The organism is Haloarcula limicola (assembly GCF_010119205.1).
Lineage (GTDB): Archaea > Halobacteriota > Halobacteria > Halobacteriales > Haloarculaceae > Haloarcula > Haloarcula limicola.
On record NZ_WRXM01000001.1, the window covers coordinates 224,945 to 251,765 of the forward strand.

The following is a 26,821-nucleotide window of genomic DNA, read 5'->3' on the forward strand; positions in this document are numbered from 1 at the left end:
GCCGTCGACCGCCCCGTGGCTCCCCGCCGACCGATGCTGAACAGAGCAGTCGTCGAGGGGTCCGCGCTGGCGCTCCTCGCTCTCGGGATATTCGCCCTCTGGTTCAGCGCCCGCCGTAGCGTCCGCCCGGAGAGCGACGGCGGGTACACCACCAGCGAGGAGATCCGCTTCGAGATCGACCGCCTCCAGTCGGGAGTGTACCGCTGGCTGACGACGACGAACCACCGCGACATCGGGATCCTCTACATCGTCTTCGGCACCGTCGCCGCCCTCTGGGGCGGGATGGACGCGATGATGCTCCGCACTGAGCTCGTCACCGCCCAGGCGGACATCTGGACGCCGGAGACCTACAACGCGCTGTTTACGACCCACGGGCTAACGATGCTGATATTCTTCGTCCTGCCCGTCTTCTTCGGCATCGGGAACTACATGCTCCCGCTGCTCATCGGGGCCGACGACATGGCGTTCCCACGCGTGAACGCCATCGGTTTCTGGCTGTTGCCGCCCGCGCTCCTGATGGTGCGGATGGGCCTGCTGGTGCAGGTCGGCGGACAGATTCTCAGCCTGTTCCTGCCACAGGACACCATCCAGTTCTTCCTCACCGTCCGCGAGGTCAGCGTCGGCTGGACGCTCTACGCCCCGCTGTCGGTCCAACAGCCGAACCCGCAGATCGACCTGCTGCTACTCGGCCTGCACCTCTCCGGCATCGCCACGACCGTCGGGGCGATAAACTTCATCGTGACCATCGTCTACGAGCGAACCGAGGACGTCACGTGGGCGAACTTGGACATCTTCTCGTGGAACATGCTCGTCACGAGCGCGCTCGCGCTGTTCGCGTTCCCGCTGCTCGGAAGCGCGCTCGTGATGCTCCTCTTGGACCGGAACCTCGGCACGACGTTCTTCGCCACGGAGGGCGGCGGTCCCATCCTCTGGCAACACCTCTTCTGGTTCTGGGGTCACCCCGAGGTGTACATCCTCTTCTTGCCCGCGGCGGGGCTGATGAGCACGCTCTTGCCGAAGTTCGTCGGTCGGAAGCTGTTCGGCTACCAGTTCATCGTCTACTCGACGATGGGGATGGGCGTGCTCTCCTTCGGCGTCTGGGCTCACCACATGTTCACCTCGGCCGTCGATCCACGGCTCAAGGCGTCGTTCATGGCGATCTCGATCGCCATCGCCGTCCCCAGCGCCATCAAGACGTTCAACTGGATCACGACGATGTGGGACGGCGACATACGCCTCTCAGCGCCGTTCATCCTCTGTGCGGGCAGCATCGGGACGTTCATCATCGGCGGCGTGACGGGCGTCTTCCTCGCGGTCATTCCCATCGACGTCCTCTATCACGGGACCTACTACGTCGTCGGACACTTCCACCTCATCGTCGTCGGCATCATCCCCTTCATGATGATCGCCGCGAGCTACTACTGGTATCCGCTCATCACCGGCCGGTGGTACGATACCCGGATGGCGAAGTTCCAGGCGGCGCTACTCATCTTCGGGTCGTTCGTGACGTTCATGACGCTGCTGGTCATCGGCGGGCTGGGGCTGCCGCGGCGGCAGGCCACTTACCCCGTCGAGTACCAGTTCGCTCAGCAGATCGCGACGGTCGGCGCGTACGTCATCGGCCTGAGCGCGCTGCTGTGGCTCTACAACATGCTGGTCTCCTACTGGAAGGGCGACGTCGTCCAGACGACGGACCCGTGGGACCTGAAAGCGACCAACCAGTTCACCCGGGAGTGGCAGTGGTTCGAAGAGCGGATGATGGAGAAATACGATCTCGAACCGTCCGAACCCGAGAGCACTCGGCGCTCGTACGCGCCGGATATGACGCCCATCGGTCTGCTCGGCGGCGTCGGCACCGTCGCGGAGAACGTCTACCGGAACGCGTGGATGGCGGCCGCCGGCGGTATCGTCGGCACGCTCCTGATGACCGGGGGTCTGGGCACGGCGGCGTACGTCGGCGTGCTCGATCCGGCCTCCTTCAGCGAGATCGCCGAACTCGTCGGTCTCCCGGCGACGCCGCTCATCGGTGCGCTGTTGTTCCTCGTCGGCGGTGCCGTCACGTGGCCGCTGCTCTTTCTGGCGTTCTCGGACTACCTCCCGGGCCGCCTCCTGTTCGAGACGGGGCTGGTCTTCGCGACGCTCATCTCGACCGGGTTCGCCATCGCGTTCTACACCGGCCAGCAGGGGCTGGCCTTTATTGGCTACCTCGGTTTCGTCCTCGTCGCCCACTGGGCGTACGGACTGGGACTGACGGTCACCTTCCAGTACCTCCGGTCGCGCCGGCGGAACGCACACGAGATGGAGGCGTAAGATGGCGGACGAGCAACCCGAGTCGGTCCTGTTCACCTATCTCGCGCCGTTCGTCGGCGTCCTGCTGGTCGCCGTCGGCATCGGTGCGGCGGTACCGGGCGGCTACGCGCTCATCCAGGGCGACATCGCCGGCTGTGGGAACCCGAGCATCGCCGTCGAGAGCCCCGAGGAGACGGCCGGACAGTTCGGCAACGCCACGTCCCCGAACCTGGCCCGGTTCCAGTACGAGGAGCTCTCGTCGGCCGAGCAGACGGCGTTCAGCGAGGCGATCGACGACCCCGTCGGCGAGGCGAAAGTGAAGGGGGAGTTCCCCCACGCCGCCGAGTTCCGCAACGGGTCGATCGTCACCTACGAGGGCGAACAGCACTACGTCACCGTCGTCGCAGAGCACCCGTGTTACGCCGCCGCGCCGCTCCAGTTCCCCCTCGGCGTGTTCGCCATCGCGTTCGGGACGCTCGCGATCCTGTCGCCGCCGCTGTACCGGAAGATGGTCGCGCTGGAAGAACAGGCCGGCTGAGCGGCGCTATATCGACGCGCCGACGTACAGCACGAGGACGAGGAAGATCCAGACGGCGTCGACGAAGTGCCAGTACAGCGACGTCGTCTGGATGGCGGTGTCGCGCTCCGCAGAGTAGTGGCCCTTGAGCGCCCGCCCGAAGGCGATACCGATGAGGAGGACGCCGAGCGCGACGTGGAGGCCGTGCAGTCCAGTCAGGCCGAAGAAGGCGCTTCCGAGAATCCCCGTCGAGAGGGTAAAGCCCTCCGCGACGAGCAGCTCGTAGTACTCGTAGGCCTGCCCGCCGAGGAAGACGACTCCGAGCAGTAGCGTCGCGCCCATGAGCCCGAGAAACCGCCGTCTGTTCCCCGATTCCAGCGCCTCGTGGCCGTAGTGCAGCGTGAAGCTGCTCGCCACCAGCAACGCGGTGTTGATAATGACGAGCGACCCCAGGAGTGACGGGAGGTGCTCGGGCGGCCACGCGCCGACGCGGATGAACGCGTAGTAGACGAACCCCGCCGAGAACGTCGCCACGTCCGAGACCAGAAACAGTATCATCCCCATCCGCAGGACGCCCGAGTCGCCGCCGTGCGAGCGGCGGTAGTCCGCGATGAACGCCTCGTTGGCCCACCCGGCGAGCCCGCCGAGGAGACCGAGCGCGCCGACGGCGACGAGGGCGACCGGGATGACCGACGGCACCAGATTCTGCCCCATGAAGTAGAGACCAGCGCCGAGATACAGCGCGCCGGCCCCGATCGCCGCCGGCAGCGGCCAGCGGCTCTCGTGGGCGTGTTCCTCCTCCTCGTCGCCTGCGTGCTCGCTCGCCACTTCGGTGGCCTCGGCCATGTCACACGCTGGGGGTGCTGTCGTTAAATAACTGGTCGGAACGGGCGCGGGCCGTCGGCGTCGCGGGGTTTTGTCTGTCGGGTGCCGTCAAAAAGTGATGATACGAGAGGACTGCATATCGGCCGGGAGTGGCCTCTGTGCCACGACCCGGGGAAAGGCAGGCCTGCCTGAGAGCATCCGGCGGCGGAGCCGCCGGTTCCCCGGAATCGCCGGCGGCGATTCCGGCCTTTTTAGCGTAGATTTTTGCACGGGGGTTGAGGGCGCAGAGCGCCCGATGCCCCCGTGTAAAAAGGTACTATTGGAACGTCCGGCTGACCTTCTCGTCGTCGCCCAGCGAGGGCTCCGCGGTGTCGAAGCGCTGTTCGATCTCGTCGTAGCGCTCGCGGGTCTCCTCGGTGACGCTGGGGCCGACCTCGTCGAGCGCGTGCTCGAAGTGGTCCATCGTCACGCGGACGTTCGAGACCGAGTCGCCGATGTCCTCGGGGTCGACGTTGTTGATGAACTCGCGGGTCGCGGCCATCGACGCCTCGCGGCAGACCGCCTCGATGTCGGCACCGACGTAGCCCTCGGTCCGGCGGGCGAGGCTGTCGAGGTCGATGCCCTCGGCCAGCGGTTTATCGCGGGTGTGCACGCCGAAGATGGCGCGCCGGGCGGCCTCGTCGGGCACCGGCACGTGGACGTGGCGGTCCAGGCGTCCCGGGCGCAGGAGCGCGTCGTCGATGAGGTCGGGCCGGTTGGTCGTGGCGACCACGACGACGTCCTCCATCTCCTCGATGCCGTCGAGTTCGGTCAGCAGCTGCGAGACGACCCGTTCGCCGACGCCGGAGTCGAACCCGCCGCTCCCGCGCTCACCGGCGATGGAGTCGATCTCGTCGAAGAACACCACCGTCGGGGCGTTCTCGCGGGCCTTGCTGAACACCTCGCGGACGCCCTTCTCGGACTCGCCGACGAACTTGTTCAGCAGTTCCGGCCCCTTCACGGAGATGAAGTTCGACTGGGCCTCGTTGGCGACGGCCTTCGCCAGCAGGGTCTTCCCCGTGCCCGGCGGGCCGTACAGCAGGACGCCCTTCGCGGCTTCGAGGTCCATCGACTCGAACACCTCGGTGTATTCGAGCGGCCACTGGATGGTCTCGCGGAGCCGCTCCTTGGTGTCCTCTAAGCCGCCGACGGAGTCCCACGTGACGTCGGGGACCTCGACGAACACCTCGCGGAGCGCGGAGGGCTCGATGCCCTTCATCGCGTCCCTGAAGTCGTCCTCGGTGACCTCCAGTTTCTCGAGCACCTCGGCGTCGATCTCGTCGGATTCGAGGTCGAGCTCCGGGCGGATGCGCCGGAGCGCGTTCATCGCGCCCTCCTTGGTCAACTGTTCGAGGTCGGCACCGACGAAGCCGTGCGTGCTCTCGGCGTAGCCGTCCAGGTCGATGTCGTCGGCGACGGGCATCCCGCGGGTGTGGACCTGCAGGATCTCTTTGCGTCCTTCCTTGTCCGGGACGCCGATCTCGATCTCGCGGTCGAAGCGGCCCCCGCGGCGCAGCGCGGGGTCGATGGCGTCGACGCGGTTGGTCGCGCCGATGACGATGACCTGGCCGCGCTCTTCGAGGCCGTCCATCAGCGAGAGCAGCTGGGCCACGACGCGCCGTTCCACGTCGCCCTGGGTCTCGCCGCGCTTGGGGGCGATGGAGTCGATCTCGTCGATGAAGACGATGGCCGGGGCCTGCTCCTCGGCCTCCTCGAAGATCTCGCGGAGCTGCTCCTCGCTCTCGCCGTAGTACTTCGACATGATCTCCGGGCCGGAGATGGTCGTGAAGTAGGCGTCTATCTCGTTGGCGACGGCCTTCGCCATGAGGGTCTTCCCCGTGCCCGGCGGGCCGTGCAGGAGGACGCCCTTCGGCGGTTCGATGCCGAGCTGCTGGAACAGCTCGGGGTGGCGCATCGGCAGCTCGATCATCTCGCGGACCTGTTCGAGCTCGTCGTCGAGGCCGCCGATGTCCTCGTAGGCCACGTCGGGCGACTCGCGATCGGACGTGCCCTCCTCGCCGCCGCGGATCTGTTCGGCGGGCTTCTCGCTGACCTGGATATCAGTCGAGTCCGTGACTACGACCGTTCCGGAGGGGTCGGTCTCGGCGATCTTCAGCGGGATCTTCTGGCCCGACATCGACGAGAGCGGGCCGAGCCCGAAGCTCACGGGGACGGTCTGGCCCTGGGTGACGGCCTGCCCGCTGAGGTTGTTCCGGATCATGGGACCGACGTTCCCGCGGACCCGGAGGTTCTGCGGGAGTGCGACGGTGATGGCCGTCGCCGGCTTCACGTCGGCCTTCTCGACGGTGACGCTGTCGTCGATACCGACGCCGGCCTCCTGGCGGAGTTGCCCGTCGATGCGGACGATGCCGTTAGCCTCGTCCTCGGGGTAACCGGGCCAGACGCGCGCGACGGCGCGCTGCCCCTGCTTGCCTTCGAGAACGATGTAGTCGCCGTTCTCGAGGTCCATCTCGCTCATCGCGGCCCGGTCGATGGCCGCGAGTCCGCGCCCTGCGTCCTTCTGCTTGAGTGGTTTGACGGTGAGTTTCATCAGATATCACTCTCCTCGTCCGACACTTCGATAGTGAGGACGCCGTTGTTGATAAACGCTCGTGCCTCGGCGGCCTCGGGGAGTTCCCGCTCGTACTGCTCGTCGTCGCGGACGACGATGACCGTGCCGTCGACGACGTCCACGCTGGCGTCGTCGGCGGCTCCCACGTCCGCCGCGAGCACGACGCCGTCTTCGTACTCGAACCGGCGGAGGGGCGTCTCGTCGAACAACTGCTGTTCTGAATTCATCCTAACCCTGAGTAAGTTAGATAACTATATAAACTTATCGCCGACATTCGCTATACGGAAGCCCTCCATAGAAATAGATGCTTGAATGCGGTTCACACTGAGTTCGTGTCCTGCGTTCTTTTATCTGTCGGGCACGTTCGCACGGCGTATGAAAACGGTCGCCCACGATGGACGGACGACGGCGTATCGGGTAGTCGAGGGCGAGGGATCGGGACACACCGCTCTCTACGTCCACGGTAGCGGCGGGACTCACCGGGTATGGGCCAATCAGTACGCGCCAGACGGTCCCGTCCGTCCGGCCGCCGCGATCGACCTGAGCGGGCACGGGGAGTCCGAGGACGTGGAGACGCCGCCGGGGACAGACACTTTGACCGCGTACGCGAGCGATGTCGTCGCCGTCGCCCGGGAAGTGGACGCGAACGTCCTCGTCGGCAACTCGTTGGGCGGGGCCGTCGCCCAGTGGGTGGCGCTGGAGACCGACTGGCGACCTGACGCGCTCGTGTTAGCGGGCTCGGGACCGTCACTCCCGGTCTACGACGCGCTCAGGGAGTGGCTGGACGGCGACTTCGACCGGGCCGTCGAGTTCCTCCACGGCCGGGACCGACTCTTCCACTCAACGGACGAGACGCTCCTCTCCCGGTCGCGAGAACAGATGCGAGCGGTCGGCCGGGCCGTCACGCGTCGGGACTTCCTGACGTGCCACGAGTTCGACGTCACCGACCGCCTCGGCGGGATCGACGCGCCGACGCTCGCGCTGTGCGGCGAACACGACAAACTCACGCCGCGGGACTACCACGAGCTGCTGGCCGCCGAGATCCCGGGCGGGGAGTTCGCGGTCGTCCCCGACGCCGCGCACCTCGCCATGCTCGAACGGCCGGCGGTCTTCAACGAGGCCGTCGCCGACTTCCTGCGGTCCCGTCCGGGTGTCGGCGAGGACTGACCCGTCTCGGCCGCTCGGGACTTCATCAGTAGTACCGCGGCGAGAACGCGAAGAACAGCAGGGCGATACCGAGCATGATGCGCGGGCCGGCCCGTCCGAACGCCGTCGGCGCGACGACAGAGAGGAACAGCACCACGCCCATCGGCACGACCGTCTTCACCCCGGGTTTGGGGTAGTCGAACGGCGCGACCTGCGCGACCGCCAGGACGGTGACCGCCGCGGCGAGTAGCACGGGGCTCGTGATACCGGCGAGATAGGCGGTGGCCAGAACGATCGCGCCGAGCGAGTTCGGCATTCCCGGTCGCTCGTTAGGCCCGTCGAAGTACGTCGAGTAGAAGGCCGTGCGGACGATGGAGAGGACTGCGTAGAGCGATGCGACCACCGAGACGGCGACGAACGTCAGCGGGTCCGCGCCCGTGATATTTCCGAACCGGCCGGTCAGCAGGACGTAGACGAACAGGCTCGGCGTGACGCCGAAGGAGACGACGTCCGTGATGGAGTCGAGCAGCGGCCCGACCTCGGAGCTGTCGCCGTTCCGGGCGACGATACCGTCCAACGCGTCGACGATGACCGAGAGCAGGAGGAGGCGAGCGGCGAGATGGAGGTCGGTGAAGGCGACGGCCCCGGCGACGAACCCGACGACGGCGTTGACCAGCGTCACGCCGTCGGCGACACTGAGTCGGCGCTGTACCTCGAATCCCATGCCTGCCCGGTCGGACACCGCCTACATGAAAGAGTCGAAACGAAGTTCACTCCTCGGGGAGGTCGTAGCCGACGACGAAGCGGGCGGCCGTCGCCAGCGTCCCAGTGACGAGGACGTACAGCTGCCAGCCGCCGCGGACGACGGGGAAGATCCGGTCCACGTTCTCCGGCTCCGCCCGTCCGGGATTGGGGTCGACGCCGGTGTCCATCTGGACGGTGCTCGTGTTGCCGATCGACTTCAACGAGGGACTGCTCCCGCCGCCGGAATTGGGTTTCCACTCCACGAACGTCTGGACGATGCCGCGCCGGGTCGAGAGTTCGAGTCGCCCCCTGAACACGTAGAACTCGTCGTGGATCGGCCAGAGGAGGTTCGCACCGCCGGTGACGGTGTCGAAGAGGACGTGGCCGACGGCGTAGACGACGATGCAGAACCACGCGACGCGGACGCCGTAGGCCCCCCACCGCGTACGCACGTACGATTCGTCTCGCCAGTAGAGGTCGGCCGCGAGGACGAGCGCGAGTATCGCGGGGATGACGAGGTTCGTCGTCGCGGTCCGATGGCCCGCTCGCGAGAACAGCGCGATGAACGCGTCGATGTCGGGAATCGTCACGACGACGAGCGAGAGGAGGAGCGACCGCCTATCGAACGCCGCGCCGAGCAGCGTCGCCGCCAGCAGACCGACGAACGCGTAGTGGACGACCAGCGATGGCATACGTTCACTGTTGTCACGACGGTGATGAGCGTTGCGGCGCTCCGGACGGAATAGATTTATGATGGCTCTGTGAGAGCGCTCGAACGGGTACGCACATATGGGTGTAGGGGGTATCCCGGGGACTCGTCAGTCACCCGGCCGGAGCGGGTGGTATCGCCGTGCGTAGCGACGAGGACGCCGTCGGCGTCGCCGACGGGCTCGGGCTGGAGACGGGCCAACAGGCGCTGTTATCGATCGACTCGATGCAGTCGCCGCTCAGAGAGTTGCCGCCGAGTGCCTACGCCAACCTGCTGGTCGTCGCATCGACGACACCGGCGACCGTCGCCGGCGAACTGTCGGCGGCGGGAGCCGACTTACGCACCGTGGGTCAGATCCCGATCTCGGGGTCGGAGTCGAACTACGACGGGCCGATGTGGACCTGTGACCCGCTCGTCCCCGACGACCTGACCGGGTTGAGCATGCGTCTCTCTCGCGGTCTCGACGCGCTGGGTGCGGGACGCGGCTGGGTGCTCTTCGAGAACCTCAACGTCTTCCTGCTGTACGCCAGCGAGGACCGCGTCGTCCGCTTCCTCGACCACGCCGCGACGCTGGCCCGCGAGCGCGACATCCGCGGCGTGTACGCGCTCGTCAGGGACGCCGTCGACGACGAGACGTACGCCCGACTCAGGCGGACGGTCGACGTCGAGCGAGACTGCCGTTGACTGCTGAGTGATGACACTCGTCGATCGTCTCGCGGCCGTTCCGAGTCGTTCGAATCACCGTTCTCGGTTACTGCAGTTCGGTCGCGCGCCGACGGAGACCGACGTTCATCTGCTCGAACCCGCGAACCAGTCGCCGGTCGAACCGGTCCGCGAGACGGGCCGCGAGGGGACCGTCGACGGTCTCTCGCTGGACGAACCGACAGCCGCCGGCCGTCGGTTCGAGCGGGAACCGGTGCTCGGCGTCGACGCCGAACAGCGTCGACCGCCAGCTGAGCTCTCGCCGCGGGTCGACGACCGTGATCTCCGGAGCGAACGACACCGTCGGCAGTCCCGGGACCGAGAGCCTCGCGTCGACCGTTTCGCCGACGGCGAACTCGCCGCGAACCGACAGCAGCGTGTTCCAGCGGCGATACGCGGAGACGTCGGTCAGCACCTCCCAGACCGTGGCTGGTGTCGCGGGAACGTCGATACCGGCCGCGATCTCCGTCATACCCACTCTTAGCGACGGTCCGGTGAAAAGCCTCTCGCGTCTTTCGGATAGTGGGGCTAACGCGACCGATCGGAGACGCTCCGCAGCGGGCGACTCGGTGCCTGAAAACAATTAAGACCCGCCCGCTCCAGCACAGGCGTATGGATAAGGAGAGCATCCCACAGGAGATAACCACGCTCGTCGGGCGCGAGGTTTACTCGAACAACGGGGTCTTCGTCGGCGAAGTCGAGGACCTCCGGTTGGACCTCGACCGACACGAGATCACGGGGCTGGCGCTGTACCAGCTGAACACCGAGCTGTTCGACGCCGAGACCCAGTCCGCCCGCGGCGTCATCGTCCCCTACCGCTGGGTGCAGGCCGTCGGCGACGTCATCATCATCAACGACGTCGTCGAACGCCTCCACCAGCCCGAGACCGAGGAAGACGAAGAAGAGGTCGCCGCCTAACTCCCGTTCGTTCCCTCGCTGCTCGAACTATCGACGCCCATCGCCTCGAACAGTTTTCGCTTGACCGCCTCTTCCGTGAGGTCGAGTAGCGTATCGCGATTGTCGTCGTTCGTCTCCAGCCCCGTGAAGATACCGAGCGGAATCTCGACGCTCGCGTCCGTCGAGTGACCCGCCGTCTCGCCCATCTCGCCGAAGGCGTCGGCGAGGACTTTCCCGATGTTCATGCGGATGTCCTTCGACCGAGCCGCCAAGTAGATGGTGTCGTCGGCGATGGCGAAGACGGCCGTAGTCGTGATGCCTTCGAGGTTGAGCAGATGTTGTGCGGCCTGCGAGAGCGCGTCGCGGTCACGGATGAACCCGGCGTTCGAGACGAGGTGACTGCCCTGCACCTCGCGGTTCCGGATGGCCTCGGCGAGGACGTCGAGCGTCTCCGGGCTCATCGACGGCGACTCGACCTGCTCGAGCGTGTCGTGGTCCGCGAACGGATAGAGGTACGCCGCGGCGGTCAGGTCCGCCGGCGTCGTGTCGCGCTTGAAGTCCAGCGTCTCGGCGCGAATGCCGTACAGGAGGGCGGTGGCGACGGTCTGATCCAGCGTGAGGTCGAGTTCCTGAATGTACTTCGTCAGGATGGTCGAGGTGGCCGAGACGTTCGGCCGGATGTCCGAGAACGTGGCGTCGTGTTCGTCTTCGTGCTCGTAGTGGTCGATGATGACGTCGACGCTGTCGACGTCCGGTTCGCCACCCTTCGCCACGTCGACCAGCGCGAACGTGTCGTAGTCGGCCAAGTCGACGGACTCCCGAGAGGCGAGTTCGATACCGAGCAAGTTGACGAACGCCCGGTTCTCCTGATGGCCGATCTCCCCCTCGTAGATGATGTCCGCCTCGACCTCGCGGCTCTCCGCGATGGCTCGAAGCGCCGCGGCCGACGCGATGGAGTCCGGGTCGGGCGAGCGGTGGATGAGGATCGCCATCCGGTCTTCGGTGGCGTCGATGACGTCGCTCAGCTGCGACGCCTTGAACTCCAACTCGCCGGTTTCGAGCGCACGGAGCGCCGAGTCGGCGATGACCGTCGAGGGGTTGATGACCACGTCGGCACCCAACTCGGTGAGTTCGTCGCCCGAGACCGGGTCGTCGGCGCGGGCGACGATGAACTGCTCGCCGTCGGCGCTCCGGATGTTCTCGACGGCCTCGGCGTTGGCGTCGACGTCCGAGGACATGATGAGGACGACGTCGCGGTCGCGCAGCGTCTCGACGACGTCGGGCTCGCGGATGTCGGCCTGCTGGGCGTTGAGGTCCTGGTCGCGCAGCGCCTCTACCCGGCCGTCGTCGGCGTCGAGGATGAGGACGTCCTTCCCCTCGTCGACGAGTTCCTCCGCCACGGCGTGGCCGACGCTCCCACACCCCAGGATGGCGTACGTAGACATCGAGGCCATCGTAATGCCGCTGGCTGCACTCATTGGCTCTTGATGTGGCCGGGACACACTTATATCACACCGTCTCTGCCACCGGTGGCCGCAGACCCGGAACGCCGCTCGCAGACCGATCGAGCCGCCGGTGTCCCCCGATTCGAAAGGAAACGTATTTACAAAGCCCCCCGCAACCTGTGTGTGCAGGGCCGGTAGCTCAGTCTGGCAGAGCGACGGCCTCTTAAGCCGTCGGTCGAGGGTTCAAATCCCTTCCGGCCCGCTTTTGCTCCGAACAGTTCGTGAGGAGCGACGCGGCCACGGAGGGTTTGAAACAAGTCAGTCGCGCACAGCGAACGGCGAAGCCGTGAGTGAGCACGTCTGATAGTGGTTCAAATCCCTTCCGGCCCGTATTCTTGCGCCGCGAACAAATGCGTGAGCGGTGCGAATTCGACGGTGAAGGGATTTAAATCAGGGAACAGCTCTGCTGTGACCGTGGTTCAAATCCCTTCCGGCCCGCTTCTGCTCCGAACAGTTCGTGAGGAGCGACGCGGCTACGGAGGTTTGAACGAGAGTACGAAGGACGTGCAGGCAATTCAAATCCCGAAAGACGCCGTCGGCGTCTTTCGACCCTCGCGAACGCTACGCGTTTGCTCAGCCCCTTCCGGCCCGCTCCCCTACGTCGATTCTACGGTTGGCCTGTTTATCCAGTGACAGCAATCGCAAGCAGGGAACTCATGCGAACTCGGGGGCAAAATCGCCGTATGGGAAGCTATCCACGATCCGCGCGAAGTGCCCAGATGAAGTGCATATCCTGCAACGCGCCGGTAGTCCAGCGAGTGGACGACCGATACGTCTGCGTCGACTGCGGCGAATCGCCGATCTCGACAGACGAGGTCGCGTAACTGTCGCCATCGAGTAGCGATACGGAGTCGAGCGTAAACAGAGCCGGTGCTTTCCGCGAACAGAGGTCCACGTTGTCGCTCGCTAACGGGCGTTCCAGACCGAGTGCGACGGTTCCGCCACCCGAAGAGATTTATCCCTCTCCCGAGAGTCCCGAAATATGACGCTGCCCCTCCTCCAGATGCCGGGCGCGCCGGAACTGATAATCATTCTGCTGATCTTCGTCGTCGGGCTGGTGATTCTCGTCGGCGCGACCTACTGGGTGTACAACGACGCGCAGAGCCGTGGGAACGACAACGCGGCCCTCTGGGCCGTCCTGACCGCGCTGGGGTTCTTTATCGGGCTCGTCCCCGGTCTCCTCGTCATCGTCATCTATCTCGTTGTCGGCCGCGAATAGCTCCGCTCAGTCGAGGGGTTTCACCATCTCGACGTGCGGAATCCCCGCTTCTTCGAACTCCTCACCGACGGCTTCGTAGCCGAGGCGCTCGTAGAACCCTCGAACCTGCGTCTGCCCGTGCAGTTTAGCCTCGGTCGCGCCGCGGTCCCCGGCCACCGTCTCGACGGCGTCCATGACGCGAACGCCCAGCCCCTCGCCGCGGTAGTCGGCGAGGACGGCGACCCGCTCGACTTTCGCAGTCGCCTCTCCGACGAGTCGGAGGCGGGCGGTCGCCACCGGTTCGTCACCGTCCGTCAGCAGGACGTGCGTGGCGACGCCGTCCTTGTCGTCCATCTCCTCGGCCTCGGAGACGCCCTGTTCCTCGATGAAGACGGTGCGGCGAACCGACCGCGCCCGGTCGCCGAGCGCGCCGTCGGAACCGACGTAACAGTCGTACGCAGTCATGGCCGACGGTAACCGGCCGGCCGCGGAGTATCTTGCGCTCGACGGGGACGACGCGCCGAAAACGCCTATGTGTTGGCGGGACAACGTGCGTCCGTATGTCCCACGAGTACGCCAGCGACCACGAACACGACGTGTCCGTCGAGTACCTCTACCCCGCGGATTCGGACGTACTGGACATCTACGAGCGCGACGACCGTCTCTACGTCGAGGTGGCGACGGTCTGTCCGGAGTGCAGCGAGACGCTGGCGCTGACCGCGCCCGTCGAGTCGATCTCTGAGGTGGACGTAGACCTGCCGCTGGACGAGGAGTACTACGACTGAACGATTCGAGAACGATTCGAGCGGGCGAGGTGAACCGCCGGAAGGCGAGTCCGGTTAGCTCTCGGGGCTGTAGTTGGGCGCTTCGTCCGTGATCATCACGTCGTGGGGATGGCTCTCCTGCTGGCCCGCCGCGGAGACCCGGACGAACTCGGAGCGCTCCTTGAACTCCGGAATCGTCTCGGCACCGACGTAGCCCATGCCGGACTGCATCCCGCCGACGAGCTGGTGGAGCTCGGATTCGAGCGACCCCTTGTACGGCGTCGCGGCCTCGACGCCCTCGGGGACGTACTCCTCGTTCTCGTCGTCCTCCTTGAGGTAGCGCTCGCCGCCGCCCTCGTTCATCGCGCCGACGCTGCCCATCCCGCGGTACTGCTTGTACTTTTTGCCGTTCATCGTGATGACGCGGCCCGGAGCCTCGTCCGTGCCGGCGAAGTACGACCCGAGCATCACCGCGTCGGCACCGGCGGCGATAGCCTTGATGGCGTCGCCGGAGTAGCGGATGCCGCCGTCGGCGATGACCGGCACGTCCCGCTCGCTGGCCACGTCGGCGACCTGTGCGACCGCGGAGATCTGGGGCATCCCGGAGCCGGTGACGACGCGAGTCGTACAGATCGAGCCGGGGCCGATGCCGACCTTGACGCCGTCGGCGAAGTCGACGACGGCCTCCGCGGCCTCGCGGGTGCCGATGTTGCCGACGACGACGTCGGCGTCGACTTCGGCCTTTATCTCGCGGGCGCTGTCGATGACGTTGGCGTTGTGCGCGTGAGCGCAGTCGATGAAGAGGATGTCCGCACCGGCCTCGTCGGCGATCTGAGCGCGGTCGACCTCGAACGGGCCGACGGCGGCCCCGGCACGGAGTTTGCCGTCGTCGTCGCGGGCGGCCTCGTCGTACTCGCGGCGCTGGAGGACGCCCTTCATCGTCACGAGCCCGACGAGTCGGTTGTCGTCGTCGACGATGGGGACGCGCTCGATCTTGTGGTCGTACATCAGCTCGAGCGCCTCGCGGGGGCTCACGTCCTCGGGGGCGGTGATGACCTCGTCGGTCATGGCCTCGGTGACCGCGTCGGACTCACCGACTTCGAGATACGGGCGGATGTCGGTCCCGGAGATGACGCCGAGCACTTCGCCGTTCGCTTCGTCGACGACGGGCGCGCCGGAGACGCCCGCTCGCTCCATCATCTCGTCGACCTCTCGCACCGTCTGCTCGGGGCTGGCGGTGACGACGTCGCGGATGATGAGCTCGTCGGCGCGCTTGACGCGTTCGATCTCGGCGGCCATCTCGTCCGCGTCCATGTTGCGGTGGAGGACGCCGAGGCCGCCCTGTCGGGCCATGGCGATCGCCATGTCGCTCTCGGTGACGGTGTCCATCGCCGCCGTCAGTACTGGAACGTTGAGCTGCACGCTCTTCGAGACCCGTGTCGCGGTGTCGGCCTCGTCGGGCTCGACGCGGGACTCCTTCGGTCGCAGCAGTACGTCGTCGAAGGTCAGCGCCTCCGGAACGCGGAGTTTCTCTGAGAAAGGCTCGGAATCGTTCGCCATGTAAATCGTCCAGTACGGCCGGCCAAAAACGTTGCGAGACTCGACAGGAGTGGGGTTCGCTGACACACGAGGGTGTTCAGCAAACCCCTCCGAATCGATACAGTTGTCCAGTTCGATGTGCCTGTTTCGCACGTTTCACGGGGTGTGGGGGCGGTTCTCACACAACGTTTAATACTCTACTGAAAGATAGTTATATACATGCGTCCCTTCGAATCCACCTCTGTGGCCACCGACCGGCAAGCGCTGTGCTCGACGGCGGCTGAGAATACATTTCGGGGTGGGTTCGGCAAGCAGAAACGGTGTGTCCGCGGCTCTCGGGACGACGCGGGAGACACCCACCGGGTACCGGGATATCCCCGACTCGCCCACTAGATGAGCAGCTCCAGACACCCGGTCGCCCTCGACATCGAGCGGCGGGTCGGTCGCGGCGGCCGACTGCTGGCGACCGTCATGGCCCTGCCGTTAGTCGACGGGATCTTCCCGGTGCTCGTCCTCGCGGGCGCGCTCTCGACGTGGACCGGCATGCTCGAAGTCGGCCTGCTGGTGTTCGGCGGGTCGGCGATGGTCGCCGTCGTGCTGGCCGAGATGGAGGGCGGCCCCCGCGAACAGGCCCGAGCGGTGCTCCTCATCGGGGCCGTCCTCGTGCCGCTCGCGGTCGTCGAAGCGGCCATCGCACCGACGATCGCCGGCGTCGTCCAGCTCCCCGTCTTCCAGCGGTTCGCCGGCATCGTCATCCTCGCCATCGCCGCCCAGACCGCGAGCGCTCGGATCGGCGAGATACTGCCGCGACCGGCGGTCATCGTCGGTCTCGGCCTGCTCGCCAGCGTCGACCCGTCCGGCGCGACGCTGGTCGTCGAGGCCAACCCGGAGACGCTCGCCCGGGCCGCGGCCACCGCCGGCGTCGGCGTCGGGTTCGCGCTCCTCGTCGCGCTGGCCAGTCCGTGGCTCCGCAACGCCGTCGACATCGACCGCTTCCGCTTCGGGAGCGCCGTCGCGCTCGGCATCCTCGCGCTCTCCGTGCTCGGACTGGTCCCCACGGAGGCGCCGGTCGCGCTCGCGGCGCTGGCCGTCACGGGCCTCCTCTCGTTCGACCCGGACAACGCCCGCGAGCGCCACAGCGAGTACCGCCCCGACGCGGTGGACCTGACCGCCGCCTTCGCCGACGGCGGCGCCTCGCAGGGCGTCGCCGCCGACGAACAGACCGACGAGGGCGAGACCGTCGAGTACGACGCCAATCAGGAGCGCGCCCCGTGGCTCTGAACGGGAAGGCTTAGGCCTCTCACGCTCGGCGGGTTCGACATGGCCGACAACCGCGTCGTGCAAGGGCGAATGCAGACTCCCGAGAGCCTCGCCGAACTCGTCGAGGGAGAGAGTGTCATGGACGCCGAACCGATCGAGGACGCCGACCGCGAGTGCCCGGAGTGCGGCGGCAACGTCCTCGAAGTGGGCTACATGCCTTCTGCGATGGAGTTCGTCACGGGCTACAAGTGCCAGGACTGCGACTGGTCCGAGGTCGACCGCGACTGACCGCCGTCTGCCAATCGAAATCCCTTTAGTGCAACTGCTCAAACGACGGAGTGCGGGGTCGTGGCCTAGTCCGGGAAGGCGGCTGACTCCAGAGGCCACGCGCCTGGGACGAAACTCCAAGGGCTGATATACTGAGCGGCCGGCTGATCACCGGTTCGCGACGATGACCCTCTGGAGTTCCGAGGCGCAGGACGGAGATATCAGCCGATCGGGGGTTCAAATCCCTCCGACCCCACTATCTCTGCGCGCTCACACTTCGTGAGCGCGCTGTATCGTTGTCGAGGAGGGATTTGAACCACGCGAGACGAACGAAGTGAGTCTCGCAGTCGGGTGAATAATCCCTCCGACCCATTGCTCGCATCCGACGTCCGAAACAGCACCGAGAGCGATTCTACCGACTGATTAGTTCCGCCGGGCTCTCGCTAGCGAAGCCGAGCGATCAAGACTCCTGATCGTCGGTCTCGTCCGGGAGAACGTCCACGATATCGCCGTCGACGTCTTCGTCGAGATCTCCGTCCGAATCCGCATATCCGTAAGCTAATCCGGCCGCACCACCGAGGAGGCCGGCTTGCTGTGGGTCGTCGAACTCGCCCGTCTGATTGGCATATCGCGTCGCCATCTTCTGGCCCTCGATCACGGCCTCGATATCGACTTCCGAGAGCCACTTCGCGTACGCTTCGTCGAGTTCGCCGTGGTCCATCTGGCTCAGATATTCGGCCATGCCCAGCGTGGCACCGGCCCCATGGCTACCGGCACCTGGCGTGGACGCGAGCTGCGAGCTCCGGTCCTTTGCGTTCACGGCGAGCTGTAACGGCTCGATTCTGGCCGCCAGCGAGCGGGGATTCGCGCTGGCGTACGCACCAGTCGCCGCGCCGCCGGCCAGAAGCGCGGCGATCCCGGCGGTCGTAGAGAAGGGGGCCGATACCGCCGCGGTGCCGAACCCGAGCACGGCCCCTAACGAGTACTTCCCCACGTCCTTCGGGTCGGCGTTGCTCGCGGTACGGGCCAGCCGCTGCCGAAGGCCCGCTACGTCGACTGACGGCTTGGCTAGCTGCGTCGTGGACTCGGACTCCGAGATCCCCGGCTGGGAATCCCCGATCCCCGGCATCGCGGCTATCTGTCGCCCCAGGTCGGCCATCGAATCGGATTCGGCGACGGCCTGGTCGAAGTGAGTCTCTTCGGACCGTTTCCCGAACAGTGCCGCGACGGCATACAGCGCGGATTCCGCGTCGTCCGCGTCGGCGATCTCCGCGTCGATCTCGTCGTGGAACTTCGCGGCACTCGACTCCTCGGAGTCCACGCTCTCGTTCAAATCCCCGGCGATACGAGCGGCCGTCTCGAACGACTCCCGGTCGGTATCCAGAGCGAACTCGTACTGATACCCCTGTAGATCCGTAACGACGAGTTTGTCCGACCGCCAACTGGAGGAGCTATCGACTCCGACAGTCTCGACGAAGGGGACCTCGACGAGTTGCGACTCCTCGTCGCGCGGAAAGACGGCGAGGACTCGTTCGTCGGTGATGAGGAGATGTCCCGAATCCAGTATTCCTGCCGAGATATTCCACGACGAGTCCGCTGTCTCTACGGTACACTTCTTGACCTCGCAGATGAACTCGGGCCGTTCGCTCCGTCTCAGATAGCCTCCCAGGGGTCTGTCGTAGGACTCGTGTTTCGAGCGGAGGTTGTGAAAGGAGACGCTCTCGTGCCGGGCGTTCGTCGCTATTTCAGAGAAATGTCTACCCATCTCGTGGTCGTCAACGCCCTCGGCCGATGCGACTTCTTCCGGTGAGGGTGACCCACATTCGGGACAGTAGCGAGCATGTGGAACGGTCTGTTTACAGTCCCTACATAGGTAGCCGGGCATAGGGAGAAAACGGCATCAGCCCACTTGTGACTTCCTCCCCGAAATGACGCGGACCCGAGAGCGGACTGAGCGACGCTCGGAAAAAATGGGTTCGCAGACGGCGTCGTTATCCGTCCGCGAGGTCGAGTTGCTCGAACATCTCTCGAACGTCGAAGTACACTCGGTGTTCCTGAATCTCGCCGTCGGCGAGCCGGACCGTATCCATCCCGTGGAGTTCCATCGCGTTACCGGTCGGGGGGAACTCCCCGAACTGTCCCTCGTGTGTCCCCGTGACCGTCCACTCGGCCATGACGGTGTCGCCGCTCGCGAGCATCTCGTCGATCGTCACGTGGAAGTCCGGGAAGCCCTCGTGGAGCTCCCGGAGATACGCTTCGAGCCCGTCACGGCCTTCGACGACAGTCGGATAACTGGGGTCGTGGACCGTGATCGACTCCGAGACCACTTCGGGAATCTTCCCGTACTGCTTCTCGTTCCAGAGCTCCTGATAGTCCTGCATGAGCCCTTCGACGTCTGGTGTGGCTGTTGCCATACGTGTTCTCCCTGGCGAACGTTCGTCCCGATACTCTCCCGTCGCTCGGCGCGTCAGAACGTTCGTCCGGAACTTCGGACGCGGGCGTGTTAATAGTTAACACTACACATTGAACTCGTTCGGCAGCCTCCGTCGGCCGCGCAGTCGTCGGGAGGACAGGATCGCAAGGGTGCTGAGAGGGGAAAAGCGGACAGCGCCGACGCCTACAGCCGCTGATCGAACTGCTGTTGGAACTTCGAACGGAGTTCAGTCTCGGACGAGTGGTCGTCGTGGTCGGCGAGCGCGTCGACTATCTCGGACGCTTCGGGTCGGGAGAACTCGATTTCGTGGTCGTCGTCGCTATCGAAGACGTCGATGAACGCGTCGTCGAGAGTGTGCTCGTCGCTGTCGAAGTGCTCGTCCTTGAACCCGAACTCGCGCTGGAGGAACTCCTTGACGTTGAGTGCGCGTCGCTCGTCGCGTCCGGACTCCGCCACTCGGTGCTCGGAGAGCGCGTTGATCACTTCTCTGCCTTCGCTCTCCGTGAGTTCGATCGTTTCGGTCTCTGTGTCGCTCATGGTGCCTTCAGCGAGCTAGACTGGGTTCGGGGAAAAACGCGCTGTGCTTGCATGTCCCACGGGCGGCGCAGTGACCGCCGGTCCGTCGCTCGGTAATCCCGGATTACGCGAGCGGCCGGATACCGGGCGGTCGGGGGTTAGCGCGACGCTATCGTGATAGAGTCTGCCATACAAAGTGGTTCTCGCGGGAGGTTGTCGCGTAGATGGCGCACAGCAGCGGACGCCGAGAGCGGCCGACGTTCCCGCGAGAGACGCGCGATAGGTCCGTCGACGGCCGATGAACCGCGCTCTCGCCGTCGTGATCGTGCTGGTAGCTACCGCACCGATAGCGACGGCCACCGGCGGCTCGCTCGCAGCGACGACGGACTCGGGTGCTATGGACGGTGGCGATACAGACGACGGAACGGACGGCGGTAGCGGTGATGGCGAGACGACGCAGTCCGAGTCGTCGGGAAGCCGGGGGGTTCGACTCGTGGACGTCGACGAGGACCTCCGGATCAACGAGTCGGGGACCGTCTCGGTCAAACTGGAGAACGAAGACCTCGGGGACCTCTCGGACGCGACGGTCGTGCTGCGCTCTGCGAACCCCGAGATCCGCGTCGGAAGCGGACGCAACGGCAGTCGGTTCGTCAGCGACTGGGAGGAGGGCGAACGAAAGCGCGTGAAATTTGCCGTCACGCCCACCGCGGACGCCAGCCGACAGCGCTATCCCCTCACGGTCGTCGTCCGCTATCCGGACGCCGAGGGGAACACTATCCAGTCGGCACCGCTCTCCTTCGGCGTGAAGCCCGAGCGGGAACAGGGGTTCCACGTCGACGACGTCGACGGGTCGCTCCGGGCGGGCGACGACGGCGAGATCGACGTGACCGTCGAGAACGACGGCCCCCGAGACGTCGAGCAGGCGGTGCTGGTCGTCCGCGAGACCGCCGACGGCGTGACGCCGCTGAAGTCCGAGGTCGCCCTCGGCGAGTTCGAGAAGGACGACTCGCGAACCGTCACCCTCCCGTTCCGGGTCAATCGGACCGCGAAGCCGACGACGCGGCAGTTCGAGTTCGTCCTCCGGTACACGACCAAAGACGGGGAGCGACGGGCGAGCGGTCCGCTGTTCGCCGACGTCAAGATACGGGATCGAGAGGACGTCATCGACGTCGCGGACGTGGACTCCGACGCGCAGGTCGGCGCGCGCGGCACCGTGGCCGTCACACTCGAAAACGAGGGTGACGAGGACCTAGCGGACGCCCGCGTGACCTTCTCCTCGCTCGACGCCGGGTTCCGCTTCGGCGACGCGCGGAACACGACGCGGTTCGTCGGCGAGTGGGAGGCCGGCGAAGAGGAGACGTTCGACCTCCCGACGCGGTTCTCGAACGACTCGGCGACCGACGAGTACCCCGTGTCGGTGACGACCCGCTACACCGACGAGGACGGAGACACCCGGGTCGCGGACGACGTGCAGTTCGGCGTCGAACCGGACGACGAGCAGTCCTTCGACCTCGACGACGTCTCCGGGGACCTCCGGGTGGGCGACGACGGGACGATCGAGGGGACCGTGACGAACGACGGTCCGAGAGACGTCTCGGACGCGGTGTTGGTGTACCGCTCCGATATCGAGGGCGTGACGCCGCGCCAGCGCGAGGTCCCTCTCCGCGACCTCGACGAGGACGAAGATGTCGACTTCGAACTGCCGTTCCGAGTCGACGACACCGCGGAACCGACCGACCGGCAGTTCGAGTTCGCCGTCCGCTACACGAACCGCGAAGGGGAACGGCGGACGAGCGACCCGCTGTTCGCGACGGTGCGGATACGCGAGGAAGTCGACGTGATCGAGGTGGTCGAAGTCGACTCGGCCTCGCAGGTCGGCGACCGCGGGACGGCGAGCGTGACGCTCGTCAACGACGGCGAGGAGACCCTGCGGGACGCCCGGGTGACCTTCTCCTCGCTCGACCGTTCGCTTCGCTTCGGTAACGCCTCGAACACGTCGCGATTCGTCGCCCGGTGGGAACCCGGCGAGGAGCGGACGTTCGACCTGGCGACGCGGCTCCCGGCGGAGGCCGCGACCGGCGAGTATCCGGTCTCGGTGACGACGCGTTACACCGACGAGGACGGCGACGAGCAGGTCGCGGACGACGTGCAGTTCGGGGTCACGCCCGACGCCGAACAGGGGTTCGACATCGACGATCCCGAGGGCCAGTTGCGGGTCGGACGCGACGGTACCATCTCCGGCGTCGTCGAGAACGAGGGGCCGCAGGACGCCGAATCGGCGGTTCTCAGAGTGATTCCACCCGGCGACAATTTCGTCGCGCTCGAATCGGGGTACGTGCTGGGAAGCTTCGATAGCGGCGAGAACGCGACCTTCGAGTTCCCGATTCGCGTCCGCGACGCGGCGCGACCGGGCCGCAAGCAGTTCGAGTTCGTCGTCGAGTACCGCAACGACGAGGGCGACGTACTGGAGAGCCGGCGGTTGGCGGCGCGCTATCGCGTCGAGGGCGCGGCCGACCAGTTCCGCGTGACGAACGCCGAGAGCGACGTGCAGGTCGGTGAGGAGGGAACCGTCGCGCTCAGGCTGCGTTACACGGGTGAGGAGGAACTCACCGACGCGGTGGTCCAGTTACAGTCGGTGAGCGGCGACCTGACCGTGGGGGCGGGCGGCGGGGTCAACGGGAGTCGCGCGGTCGGCCAGTGGGACCCCGGCGAACGACGAACTGTCCGGTTCCAGGTGGCCGCGCCGAACGACACGGCCCCGCAGGACTACCCGTTCGACGTGCGAGTCACCTACGAGGACGAGGACGGCGACCGGCAGCGCTCGGCGGCGATCTCCCTCGCCATCAGGCCCGCCCCGGAACAGGCGTTCTCGGTCGGCGGCGTCAGCGGCGCGCTCGAAGTCGGGGCGGAGAGCGACCTCACCGGCCGGGTCGTGAACGACGGGCCGCGCGACGTCGAGAGCGTCGTCGTCGAGATCCGCTCGACGAGCGACTCGCTCGAACCGCAGGAGACGGAGTACGCCGTCGGAAACCTCTCCGCTGGCGAGTCCTCGCAGTTCCGGTTGCCCGTCGTCGTCCCGGAGGGCGCGGCGGCCATCCCGAAGCAGGCCCAGTTCGTCGTGCGCTACACGACCCCCGGCGGCGACCGGCGCGCGACCGACCCGCTCTCCTCGACGCTGTCGGTCGCGGGCGAGACCGATACGGTCCGCGTCGTCGATCTGAACGAGACGGTCCGGGCGGGCGAGGACGGCAACGTGACGGTGACGCTCGAAAACGCCGGTGAGGAGACCATACGGCAGGTCAGCGTCTCGCTGCGCTCACAGAGCGGCGAGCTACGGGTTCAGGAGTCGGCGAACGCGTCGCGGTTCGTCGACGAGCTAGCGCCCGACGAGCGCCGGACGGTCTCGTATCAAGTGACGGCTCCCGAAGACGGGGGCGGCCAGCGCTACCCGCTCCGGCTCCGAGCCACCTACGAGGACGAGACGGGCGACAGCCAACCGGCCGAGAGCACGCTTCTCGGCGTGACGGCCGCGCCCGAACAGACGTTCGCCGTCGGGAACGTCTCGGGGACGCTCCGGGTCGGGTCGGAGGGGACGCTCCTGGCGACGGTCACCAACCGCGGCCCGACGACGGTCACCGACGCCGTCGTTCTCCTCTCCGCGGGGAGCGAGAACGTCGTGATTCGGGAGAACGAGTCGCCCGTGGGCCGCCTCGCGCCCGAGGAGACGGCCGCCGTCTCGTTCCCCGTCGAGGTACTGGACGAGACCGAACCCGGCGACCGCCGGGTCTCCTTCGTCGTCGAGTACCGGAACCGCGACCGCGAGAACCGCGAGAGCGACTCGCTGCCCGGCGTCGTCGACGTCGACGACCGCCGCCCGGTGTTCGAAGTCACCACCGAGAACGCCTCTATCGAGGCCGGCGACACCGAACTGGTGACGCTCAACGTCACGAACAACGCCGACGTCACGCTCACCAACGTCGACGCCCGCGTGTTCGTCGACGACCCGCTGAGCACCGACGACGAGCAGGCGTTCGTCGACCGCCTCGAACCGAACGAGACCGTCCGGTTGACGTTTGCGATAAGCGCGACCGAGAGCGCGACGCTGAAGGACTACCCGCTGCTCGTGGACTTCCAGTACGACGAGCCCGACGAGGAGACGAAGCTCTCGGACACCTATCGGGTCGCCGTCGGCATCGTCGAACCCGTCGACGACGGGCTCCCGTGGCTCCTCCTGTTGGCCGTCCTCCTCGTCCTCCTCGTCGTCGCGGCGGTGCTTTACCGCCGCCGGCGTTCGGCAGACGAGGGGAGCGCGGTCGGGGCCGACGGATCGGCCGGGACCGACGAGACGGACGACGGACCCACGACTGATACCGACTCCGAGACGACTGGGGGATGACTCGTGGCGTCGCTGGATAGCGCTCTGAGTCGCGTCAACGACGTCGTGGTCGGGCGACCGGTAACCGTCGTCGTCGCGTTCCTCCTCGTGACGGGGCTGTTCGCCCCGGGGCTGACGACCATCTCGACCGAGGCCGGGACCGAGCAGTTCACGCAGGACAGCCCCGCCCAGACGGCGTTCGACCGGGTGAACGAGGACTTCGGTCCGACGTTCGCGTTCGACGGCGGGACCACGCAGCTGATCCACCGCGGGCGGAACGTCCTCTCGAAACCCGAACTCCTGCGAATGTTGCGGATCTTGGAGCGCCTCGAATCGCGCGAGGACCTCCGAGTCGCCTCGACAAACAGCGCGGCCGGGGCCGTCGCCCGGACGCTGGACCCGTCGGCGACGACGTCCGACGAACAGATCCGGGCCGTCGAGTCGGCCTCGCCGGGGGAGATCGACCGCGCGGTGGGCGAGGCCGCCGAGGGGCCGGGCTTCCGGAGCCTCCTGAGCGAGGACTTCAACGAGGAATCTGCCCGGGCATCGGCGACGATAACCGTCGTCCAGCACCGCATCCCCGGCGGCGTCGACGAGGCCGCGGGAATGGGCGGGGACAGCCCGCTGACGCCGATTCAACAGCGCATTCAGCGGATGGTCCAACCGGCGGGCGGAGACGTCGTCGTCTTCGGGTCGGGGCTCGTCGCGGCGGAGTTCTCGACCATCATCTTCGACTCGCTGTTCATCGTGGTCCCCGCCGCCGTCGCGCTCATCTTCGTCTTCCTCGTCTACGCCTACCGCAACCCCGTCGACCTCGTTCTCGGCGTCCTCTCGCTGGTCATGACCATCGTCTGGACGCTCGGCTTCCTGGGGCTCGCGGGGATTCCGTTCACCCAGTTGCTCATCGCGATCCCCCCGCTGTTGCTCGCGGTGGGCATCGATTTCGGCTTACACGCCATCAACCGCTACCGCGAGGAACGCGCCGAGGGGTTCGACATCCGGGAGTCGATGGCCGTGGCGAACCGGCAGTTGCTGGTCGCGTTCTTCATCGTCACCGGGACGACGGTCATCGGGTTCAGCGCGAACACGGTCAGCGACCTCGGGCCGATCCGGGACTTCGGGATCATCGCGGCCGTCGGCATCGTCTTCACGTTCCTCATCTTCGGCGTGTTCCTCCCGGCGGCGAAGGTGGCGGTGGACGAGCTGTTCGACTCGCTGGGCGTCCCGATGCCGTTCCAGCGACCGCTCGGCCGCGAGGAGACGCTGCTCGGACGAGTCCTCCCGGCCGGGGTCGCCGTCGCGCGCCGGGCACCGGCCGCGTTTCTCGTCGTCGTCCTCCTGGGGTCCGCGTGGGCGGGCTACTACGGCACCGGCGTCGATACGGCGTTCTCGCAGGACGACTTCCTCCCGCCGGAGGACAACCCGGACTACCTCGAAGAGCTGCCCGAGCCGTTCCGCCCGGGCGAGTACACCGTCACGGAGCGGACGAACTTCCTCGAGGAGAACTTCGCCTCGGCGCAGGACGACACCGTCGTGGTCTACCTCAGGCGACCGATGCGTCAGGACGACGCGCTGGAGGCCATCCGACGGGCGGGGCTGGACCCGCCGTCGTCGTTCGCCGCGGAGAACCGGCGGGCCGAGGCCGAGAGCGTCATCGACGTGATCCGGTCGCACGCGAACGAGTCGGCGTCGTTCGCCCGCCTGCTCCGCCGGAGCGACGTGGACGGCGACGGCGTCCCCGACGACAATCTCGAAGCGATCTTCGACGCGCTGCTGTCCTCGTCGGCCCGCGAGCGGACGCTCCGCTACGTCACCGAGGACCTCCGAGCCACGCGCGTCGTCTACACGACCGAGAGCGACGCCGAGCAGGCGGCCGTCACGCGCGACGCGCGGACCGTCGCCGACCGCTATCGGTACGACGCCACCGCGACCGGGGCCGTCGTCGTCTTTCAGGACGTCGCCGACGCGATCCTCCTGTCGTCGGTCCGGAGCCTCCTCGTCGCGCTGGCCGCGACGGCCGGCTTCCTCGTCGCGATCTACTACGCGCTCGTCGGTCGGCCGTCGCTCGGCGTCGTCAACCTCGTCCCGATCCTCGTCACGATCGCCCTGCTCGCGGGGACGATGCGGTACTTCGGGCTCCCGTTCAACGCGCTCACCGCGACCATCCTCTCCATCTCGCTGGGGCTCGGCATCGACTACTCGGCGCACTTCGTCCACCGGTTCGTCGACGAGTACGACGCACGGGTCGACGACGAGAGCGGATTCGACTCCTGGGGACGAGGAGCCGACGACCGCTCCGACGCGGTCGTCTCGGCGCTCCGGGCCACCGTCACCGGCACCGGCGGCGCGCTCACCGGCAGCATGCTCACCACGGTCAGTGGGACCGGCGTCCTCGTACTCGCCATCACACCCGTTCTCGGACAGTTCGGCGTGCTCACGGCGCTCTCGATCCTCTACTCGTATCTCACGGCGATGGTCGTCACGCCGAGCGCCGTCGTGCTCTGGGCGCGGTACGTCGGCTGA

The 26,821-nt window shown here is 66.7% G+C and carries 23 protein-coding genes and 2 tRNA genes; 13 read left to right on the top strand and 12 right to left on the bottom strand.

The annotated features are described in order from the left end of the window. Nucleotides 1-33 precede the first annotated feature (33 nt). On the top strand, nt 34-2,310 hold the full coding sequence (locus GO488_RS01215) for a DUF6789 family protein (RefSeq protein ID WP_162315986.1): 2,277 nt from the start codon (nt 34-36) through the stop codon (nt 2,308-2,310). A gap of 1 nt (nt 2,311) precedes the next feature. Continuing rightward, a complete protein-coding gene (locus tag GO488_RS01220) occupies nt 2,312-2,827 on the top strand; it encodes a DUF7979 domain-containing protein (RefSeq protein ID WP_162315987.1) in 516 nt (171 codons plus the stop codon). Nucleotides 2,828-2,833: 6 nt separating this feature from the next. On the opposite strand, the gene GO488_RS01225 is transcribed toward GO488_RS01220, so the two are convergent. From GO488_RS01225 to GO488_RS01235, 3 genes are all read right to left on the bottom strand, one after another. Further along, nucleotides 2,834-3,652, bottom strand: a complete 819-nt coding sequence (locus GO488_RS01225; RefSeq protein WP_162315988.1) for a cytochrome c oxidase subunit 3 — start codon at nt 3,650-3,652, stop codon at nt 2,834-2,836. A 295-nt stretch (nt 3,653-3,947) separates the two neighbouring features. Continuing rightward, nucleotides 3,948-6,221 carry a CDC48 family AAA ATPase gene (locus tag GO488_RS01230; protein ID WP_162315989.1) on the bottom strand — a complete coding sequence of 758 codons (2,274 nt, stop codon included), beginning with the start codon at nt 6,219-6,221 and terminating at the stop codon, nt 3,948-3,950. After that, complete coding sequence (locus GO488_RS01235) at nt 6,221-6,469, bottom strand: DUF7127 family protein (RefSeq protein WP_162315990.1); 249 nt, start codon at nt 6,467-6,469, stop codon at nt 6,221-6,223. Before GO488_RS01235 ends, GO488_RS01230 begins: the two co-directional genes overlap by 1 nt. A 148-nt stretch (nt 6,470-6,617) precedes the next feature. Here GO488_RS01235 and GO488_RS01240 point away from each other — a divergent pair, with 148 nt between their 5' ends. After that, nucleotides 6,618-7,409 carry an alpha/beta fold hydrolase gene (locus GO488_RS01240; RefSeq protein ID WP_162315991.1) on the top strand — a complete coding sequence of 264 codons (792 nt, stop codon included), beginning with the start codon at nt 6,618-6,620 and terminating at the stop codon, nt 7,407-7,409. Between the two features lie 25 nt (nt 7,410-7,434). Here GO488_RS01240 and GO488_RS01245 read toward each other — a convergent pair whose 3' ends face one another. After that, on the bottom strand, nt 7,435-8,112 hold the full coding sequence (locus tag GO488_RS01245) for a protein sorting system archaetidylserine synthase (protein ID WP_162315992.1): 678 nt from the start codon (nt 8,110-8,112) through the stop codon (nt 7,435-7,437). A gap of 46 nt (nt 8,113-8,158) precedes the next feature. Further along, nucleotides 8,159-8,824, bottom strand: a complete 666-nt coding sequence (locus GO488_RS01250) for a metal-dependent hydrolase (RefSeq protein WP_162315993.1) — start codon at nt 8,822-8,824, stop codon at nt 8,159-8,161. Nucleotides 8,825-8,982: 158 nt separating this feature from the next. Between GO488_RS01250 and GO488_RS01255 the strand changes: the two genes are divergently transcribed. Continuing rightward, complete coding sequence (locus tag GO488_RS01255; RefSeq protein ID WP_162315994.1) at nt 8,983-9,525, top strand: DUF7504 family protein; 543 nt, start codon at nt 8,983-8,985, stop codon at nt 9,523-9,525. 67 nt (nt 9,526-9,592) lie between these two features. Here the strand turns inward: GO488_RS01255 and GO488_RS01260 are convergent, their stop codons facing one another. Beyond that, complete coding sequence (locus tag GO488_RS01260; protein ID WP_162315995.1) at nt 9,593-10,015, bottom strand: SRPBCC domain-containing protein; 423 nt, start codon at nt 10,013-10,015, stop codon at nt 9,593-9,595. Nucleotides 10,016-10,155: 140 nt separating this feature from the next. On the opposite strand from GO488_RS01260, the gene GO488_RS01265 reads away from it, so the two are divergent. Beyond that, a complete protein-coding gene (locus tag GO488_RS01265) occupies nt 10,156-10,461 on the top strand; it encodes a PRC-barrel domain-containing protein (RefSeq protein ID WP_162315996.1) in 306 nt (101 codons plus the stop codon). Here GO488_RS01265 and GO488_RS01270 read toward each other — a convergent pair. After that, nucleotides 10,458-11,918, bottom strand: a complete 1,461-nt coding sequence (locus GO488_RS01270) for a DHH family phosphoesterase (RefSeq protein ID WP_162315997.1) — start codon at nt 11,916-11,918, stop codon at nt 10,458-10,460. The two genes, GO488_RS01265 and GO488_RS01270, sit on opposite strands and share 4 nt — an antisense overlap. A gap of 155 nt (nt 11,919-12,073) precedes the next feature. On the opposite strand from GO488_RS01270, the gene GO488_RS01275 reads away from it, so the two are divergent. Together GO488_RS01275 and GO488_RS01280 are read left to right on the top strand one after the other, a co-directional pair. Further along, a tRNA-Lys gene (locus GO488_RS01275) sits at nt 12,074-12,147 on the top strand. A gap of 780 nt (nt 12,148-12,927) precedes the next feature. After that, on the top strand, nt 12,928-13,164 hold the full coding sequence (locus GO488_RS01280) for a hypothetical protein (RefSeq protein ID WP_162315998.1): 237 nt from the start codon (nt 12,928-12,930) through the stop codon (nt 13,162-13,164). A gap of 6 nt (nt 13,165-13,170) precedes the next feature. On the opposite strand, the gene GO488_RS01285 is transcribed toward GO488_RS01280, so the two are convergent. Further along, nucleotides 13,171-13,608, bottom strand: coding sequence for a GNAT family N-acetyltransferase (locus GO488_RS01285; RefSeq protein WP_162315999.1), 438 nt, complete (start codon nt 13,606-13,608; stop codon nt 13,171-13,173). Nucleotides 13,609-13,703: 95 nt separating this feature from the next. Here GO488_RS01285 and GO488_RS01290 point away from each other — a divergent pair, with 95 nt between their 5' ends. Next, nucleotides 13,704-13,928, top strand: coding sequence for a hypothetical protein (locus tag GO488_RS01290; RefSeq protein WP_162316000.1), 225 nt, complete (start codon nt 13,704-13,706; stop codon nt 13,926-13,928). Between the two features lie 54 nt (nt 13,929-13,982). Here the strand turns inward: GO488_RS01290 and guaB are convergent, their stop codons facing one another. After that, a complete protein-coding gene (gene guaB / locus GO488_RS01295) occupies nt 13,983-15,467 on the bottom strand; it encodes an IMP dehydrogenase (RefSeq protein WP_162316001.1) in 1,485 nt (494 codons plus the stop codon). A gap of 372 nt (nt 15,468-15,839) precedes the next feature. Here guaB and GO488_RS01300 point away from each other — a divergent pair, with 372 nt between their 5' ends. From GO488_RS01300 to GO488_RS01310, 3 genes are all read left to right on the top strand, one after another. Beyond that, complete coding sequence (locus GO488_RS01300; protein WP_162316002.1) at nt 15,840-16,727, top strand: DUF5794 domain-containing protein; 888 nt, start codon at nt 15,840-15,842, stop codon at nt 16,725-16,727. Between the two features lie 39 nt (nt 16,728-16,766). Next, the gene (locus GO488_RS01305) at nt 16,767-16,994 is read left to right on the top strand and encodes a DUF5795 family protein (RefSeq protein ID WP_162316003.1); all 228 of its coding nucleotides are present in this window, start codon (nt 16,767-16,769) and stop codon (nt 16,992-16,994) included. A 54-nt stretch (nt 16,995-17,048) separates the two neighbouring features. Then, nucleotides 17,049-17,229, top strand: a tRNA-Trp gene (locus tag GO488_RS01310). A 204-nt stretch (nt 17,230-17,433) separates the two neighbouring features. On the opposite strand, the gene GO488_RS01315 is transcribed toward GO488_RS01310, so the two are convergent. From GO488_RS01315 to GO488_RS01325, 3 genes are all read right to left on the bottom strand, one after another. Next, entirely contained in the window at nt 17,434-18,738 is a 1,305-nt protein-coding gene (locus GO488_RS01315) for a hypothetical protein (RefSeq protein ID WP_162316004.1), read from the bottom strand. Between the two features lie 226 nt (nt 18,739-18,964). Further along, the gene (locus GO488_RS01320) at nt 18,965-19,387 is read right to left on the bottom strand and encodes an ester cyclase (protein ID WP_162316005.1); all 423 of its coding nucleotides are present in this window, start codon (nt 19,385-19,387) and stop codon (nt 18,965-18,967) included. 203 nt (nt 19,388-19,590) lie between these two features. Next, nucleotides 19,591-19,944: a hypothetical protein gene (locus tag GO488_RS01325; RefSeq protein ID WP_162316006.1), complete on the bottom strand. Its 354-nt coding sequence runs from the start codon at nt 19,942-19,944 to the stop codon at nt 19,591-19,593. Between the two features lie 277 nt (nt 19,945-20,221). On the opposite strand from GO488_RS01325, the gene GO488_RS01330 reads away from it, so the two are divergent. Beyond that, complete coding sequence (locus GO488_RS01330; RefSeq protein WP_162316007.1) at nt 20,222-24,319, top strand: COG1361 S-layer family protein; 4,098 nt, start codon at nt 20,222-20,224, stop codon at nt 24,317-24,319. 3 nt (nt 24,320-24,322) lie between these two features. Further along, nucleotides 24,323-26,821, top strand: a complete 2,499-nt coding sequence (locus GO488_RS01335) for an efflux RND transporter permease subunit (RefSeq protein WP_162316008.1) — start codon at nt 24,323-24,325, stop codon at nt 26,819-26,821.

What these genes read in the sequence shown, in the direction of transcription:
- GO488_RS01320 (WP_162316005.1), bottom strand. Translation starts at nt 19,387, where the DNA reads ATGGCAACAGCCACACCAGACGTCGAAGGGCTCATGCAGGACTATCAG.
- GO488_RS01245 (WP_162315992.1), bottom strand. Translation starts at nt 8,112, where the DNA reads ATGGGATTCGAGGTACAGCGCCGACTCAGTGTCGCCGACGGCGTGACG.
- GO488_RS01260 (WP_162315995.1), bottom strand. Translation starts at nt 10,015, where the DNA reads ATGACGGAGATCGCGGCCGGTATCGACGTTCCCGCGACACCAGCCACG.
- GO488_RS01285 (WP_162315999.1), bottom strand. Translation starts at nt 13,608, where the DNA reads ATGACTGCGTACGACTGTTACGTCGGTTCCGACGGCGCGCTCGGCGAC.
- GO488_RS01235 (WP_162315990.1), bottom strand. Translation starts at nt 6,469, where the DNA reads ATGAATTCAGAACAGCAGTTGTTCGACGAGACGCCCCTCCGCCGGTTC.
- GO488_RS01300 (WP_162316002.1), top strand. Translation starts at nt 15,840, where the DNA reads ATGAGCAGCTCCAGACACCCGGTCGCCCTCGACATCGAGCGGCGGGTC.
- GO488_RS01215 (WP_162315986.1), top strand. Translation starts at nt 34, where the DNA reads ATGCTGAACAGAGCAGTCGTCGAGGGGTCCGCGCTGGCGCTCCTCGCT.
- GO488_RS01325 (WP_162316006.1), bottom strand. Translation starts at nt 19,944, where the DNA reads ATGAGCGACACAGAGACCGAAACGATCGAACTCACGGAGAGCGAAGGC.
- guaB (WP_162316001.1), bottom strand. Translation starts at nt 15,467, where the DNA reads ATGGCGAACGATTCCGAGCCTTTCTCAGAGAAACTCCGCGTTCCGGAG.
- GO488_RS01265 (WP_162315996.1), top strand. Translation starts at nt 10,156, where the DNA reads ATGGATAAGGAGAGCATCCCACAGGAGATAACCACGCTCGTCGGGCGC.
- GO488_RS01305 (WP_162316003.1), top strand. Translation starts at nt 16,767, where the DNA reads ATGGCCGACAACCGCGTCGTGCAAGGGCGAATGCAGACTCCCGAGAGC.
- GO488_RS01250 (WP_162315993.1), bottom strand. Translation starts at nt 8,824, where the DNA reads ATGCCATCGCTGGTCGTCCACTACGCGTTCGTCGGTCTGCTGGCGGCG.
- GO488_RS01315 (WP_162316004.1), bottom strand. Translation starts at nt 18,738, where the DNA reads ATGGGTAGACATTTCTCTGAAATAGCGACGAACGCCCGGCACGAGAGC.
- GO488_RS01225 (WP_162315988.1), bottom strand. Translation starts at nt 3,652, where the DNA reads ATGGCCGAGGCCACCGAAGTGGCGAGCGAGCACGCAGGCGACGAGGAG.
- GO488_RS01290 (WP_162316000.1), top strand. Translation starts at nt 13,704, where the DNA reads ATGTCCCACGAGTACGCCAGCGACCACGAACACGACGTGTCCGTCGAG.
- GO488_RS01220 (WP_162315987.1), top strand. Translation starts at nt 2,312, where the DNA reads ATGGCGGACGAGCAACCCGAGTCGGTCCTGTTCACCTATCTCGCGCCG.
- GO488_RS01270 (WP_162315997.1), bottom strand. Translation starts at nt 11,918, where the DNA reads ATGAGTGCAGCCAGCGGCATTACGATGGCCTCGATGTCTACGTACGCC.
- GO488_RS01230 (WP_162315989.1), bottom strand. Translation starts at nt 6,221, where the DNA reads ATGAAACTCACCGTCAAACCACTCAAGCAGAAGGACGCAGGGCGCGGA.
- GO488_RS01240 (WP_162315991.1), top strand. Translation starts at nt 6,618, where the DNA reads ATGAAAACGGTCGCCCACGATGGACGGACGACGGCGTATCGGGTAGTC.
- GO488_RS01280 (WP_162315998.1), top strand. Translation starts at nt 12,928, where the DNA reads ATGACGCTGCCCCTCCTCCAGATGCCGGGCGCGCCGGAACTGATAATC.
- GO488_RS01330 (WP_162316007.1), top strand. Translation starts at nt 20,222, where the DNA reads ATGAACCGCGCTCTCGCCGTCGTGATCGTGCTGGTAGCTACCGCACCG.